Here is a 3,198-nt window from a genome sequence, read left to right as displayed (position 1 = left end):
ACATCCTATACACCAAATAATACCATTTCAAATGCACGGTGTACAGAACGTATTTTCGATAATTTATCTGCACACCGCATTTGAGCGCACATTCACCCCATCCCTAAAGAGGGTGCGAGCGCACCGTAATGGGATTTCTTTTCGCAGAAATCTGTAAATATAGTGACAAAAGGACATCTCAATAGTTGAGGTGTCCTTTTTATTCATTTGGGTCCAATGATGCCCAAATCGTTCAATCAACAAGATTGTTTAATATAGCGTAACTTTTAAAATAGCTTCTGTATAAATTTGGATTTAGTGGTAAAAATAAATGCTATACAGAATGGAGGGTATGGAGATGAAGCGGATTCTTTCTCTATGTTTAACGATGTTATTAACAACAGGCTTGACAATTCCTTATGCACAAGCCGTAGAAAAAAAAGAAGTAGAGCTAGCCGAAAATGCAAAATCAGCCATCTTGATTGAACGAGATACGGGAACGGTTTTATACGATAAAAATTCGAATGAAAAGCTTTCCCCTGCTAGCATGACAAAAATTATGACGTTGTTATTAATTATGGAAGCGATTGAAAAAGGAGAGCTTTCTTTAAAAGAAAAAGTCCGAACGAGTGAATATGCGGCTTCCATGGGTGGTTCACAAATTTTCCTTGAGCCAGGAGAAGAAATGACAACCGAAGAAATGCTCAAAGGGATTACGATTGGTTCAGCTAATGATGCATCGGTAGCGATGGCAGAGAGATTAGCAGGATCAGAAGAAGCGTTTGTGAAAAAGATGAATGAAAAGGCCGCACAGCTAGGCTTGAAAAATACAAAATTTCAAAATGCAACAGGTCTTCCAGTAGCTGATCACTATAGCTCAGCCCACGATATGTCTGTTATGGCAAAAGAATTATTGAAATATTCATTAATTACGAAGTTTACGAGTACGTATGAAGATTATCTTCGTGAAGATACAGATAAGAAGTTTTGGCTGGTCAACACTAATCGACTAGTAAAATTTTATCCAGGTGTAGATGGATTAAAAACAGGATATACAGCAGAAGCAAAGTATTGTTTAACGGCTACTGCTAAAAAAGGAGATATGCGGGTAATTGCCGTTGTATTTGGGGCCTCTACTCCAAAAGAACGTAATGCTCAAGTGACTAAAATGTTAGATTATGCTTTTTCACAATATACAACTCATCCGATTTATAAAAAGGATGAAAAACTAGCTGAGGCTAAAGTGAGCAAAGGAGAGTCGAAGCTGGTTACAGGTGTAACAAGTGAACCTATTTCGATTTTGACGAAAAAAGGAAGTACAGCTAAAGACTTTACAAAGAAAATTACGATGAATCAAGACTTAAAGGCACCGATTAAAAAAGGAGACCAAATTGGTACACTTCAATTGAAGAAAGACGGAAAAGTATACGTAGAATCACCAATTATTGCTAAAGAATCAGTGGAGGAAGCTAGCTGGTGGCAGTTATATAAGCGTGCATTCGGCATGTTTTCACAAACAAAATAGCATAAAATGTCATATCCACACATAAATGTACTAGTTTAGGCGAATGAACACTACTTTTGCCTATAAGAAGGAAAATAGTAAAGAAAACGAGAATTTGACTCATATAGAAACGAGAGAAGGGAGCTGTTTCGTGTGAGTCTTGCTATTCAACTGGAAGCAAAGAATGGCGTATTATTAATTCGCCTCAATGGAGAATTAGATCATCATACAGCGGAGGAGTTACGTACACAAGCAGAAAATGCAATTCAAAAGCATCAGATAAAGCATATTGTATTGAATTTGGAAGAGCTTCATTTTATGGATAGCTCAGGACTTGGTGTGATATTAGGACGCTATAAGCAAATTCAGAAAAATAAAGGGGAAATGGTTATTTGTGCAATTTCCCCAGCTGTAAAGCGGTTATTTGAAATGTCCGGGTTGTTTAAAATTTTGAAAGTAGAACGATCAGAAAAGAACGCTTTGCAAAGACTGGGGGTAGCGTAAATGATGAAAAATAAAATGGAAATTCAATTTTCGGCATTAAGTCAAAATGAATCCTTTGCCAGAATTACCGTTGCAGCATTTATTGCCCAGCTGGATCCAACAATGGATGAGTTAACAGAGATTAAAACGGTTGTATCGGAAGCCGTTACGAATTCGATTATTCATGGGTATGAAAATGACCCAAATGGTGTGATTTATATTGCAGTCATCTTAGATGGAGACACTATTGAACTGACAATTCGTGATGAGGGTATCGGTATTGATGATGTAGAGGAAGCGAAGCAACCGCTTTTTACGACAAAACCCGAGCTTGAACGTTCCGGCATGGGCTTTACGATTATGGAAAACTTTATGGATGAAATTCATGTGATTTCTCATCAAGGCGAAGGCACCATTATACGATTAAAAAAGCACTTAGCGAGAAATAAAGCGTTGTGCAATTAAGGAGACTTGCCTATGGATGTGGAGGTTAAGAACGGGAAAACAAAAAAAGACCAGGTCCATTTAAAAGACGAAGAATTGCGGAGACTAATCCGAAGCAGCCAGAGCGGGGACCAAGAAGCGCGCGATTTAATCGTTCAAAGTAATTTAAGGCTAGTATGGTCCGTTGTTCAACGTTTCTTAAATAGAGGGTACGAGCCGGATGATTTATATCAAATTGGTTGTATCGGTCTATTAAAGTCTGTTGACAAATTCGATTTATCGTTTGAAGTCAAGTTTTCAACATATGCTGTACCAATGATTATTGGTGAAATTCAACGTTTCATTCGAGATGATGGTACAGTTAAAGTAAGTCGCTCTTTAAAGGAAATGGCTAATAAAATTCGCCGTGCTAAAGAAGAGCTTTCAAAGACGTATGGACGCGTTCCGACTGTGAACGAGATAGCCGAACATTTGGAGCTTTCTCCAGAAGACATTATTTTAGCGCAAGAAGCTAATCGTAATCCATCCTCTATCCATGAAACCGTATATGAAAATGACGGTGATCCCATTACGCTGCTGGATCAAATTGCGGACCAAAGCGATACAAAATGGTTTGATCAGATTGCTTTAAAAGAAGCGATTCATGAATTGGATGAACGAGAGCGGTTAATTGTATTTCTAAGATACTATAAAGATCAAACGCAGTCTGAAGTAGCCTCGAGACTTGGGATTTCTCAAGTTCAAGTATCTAGGCTGGAAAAGAAAATTTTACAACAAATGAAAGACCA

The 3,198-nt window shown here is 37.9% G+C and carries 4 protein-coding genes; all 4 read left to right on the top strand.

The annotated features are described in order from the left end of the window. The first annotated feature begins 337 nt into the window (after positions 1-337). Positions 338-1,504 (top strand): D-alanyl-D-alanine carboxypeptidase family protein, encoded by a 1,167-nt coding sequence (locus V7068_RS02495; protein WP_499710838.1) that lies wholly within the window; start codon positions 338-340, stop codon positions 1,502-1,504. 132 nt (positions 1,505-1,636) lie between these two features. Next, positions 1,637-1,987: an anti-sigma F factor antagonist gene (spoIIAA, locus tag V7068_RS02490; protein ID WP_499710837.1), complete on the top strand. Its 351-nt coding sequence runs from the start codon at positions 1,637-1,639 to the stop codon at positions 1,985-1,987. 3 nt (positions 1,988-1,990) lie between these two features. Further along, a complete protein-coding gene (gene spoIIAB / locus V7068_RS02485; RefSeq protein WP_119115632.1) occupies positions 1,991-2,431 on the top strand; it encodes an anti-sigma F factor in 441 nt (146 codons plus the stop codon). 12 nt (positions 2,432-2,443) lie between these two features. After that, positions 2,444-3,198: RNA polymerase sporulation sigma factor SigF (gene sigF, locus V7068_RS02480; RefSeq protein WP_499710836.1), on the top strand; the 755-nt coding region annotated here is incomplete at its 3' end.

It is taken from the genome of Bacillus sp. JJ634, from assembly GCF_036962285.1.
GTDB lineage: Bacteria > Bacillota > Bacilli > Bacillales > DSM-1321 > Peribacillus > Peribacillus asahii_A.
This window is presented reverse-complemented; position numbering and strand designations above follow the sequence as displayed.

What these genes read in the sequence shown, in the direction of transcription:
- V7068_RS02495 (WP_499710838.1), top strand. Translation starts at nt 338, where the DNA reads ATGAAGCGGATTCTTTCTCTATGTTTAACGATGTTATTAACAACAGGC.
- spoIIAB (WP_119115632.1), top strand. Translation starts at nt 1,991, where the DNA reads ATGAAAAATAAAATGGAAATTCAATTTTCGGCATTAAGTCAAAATGAA.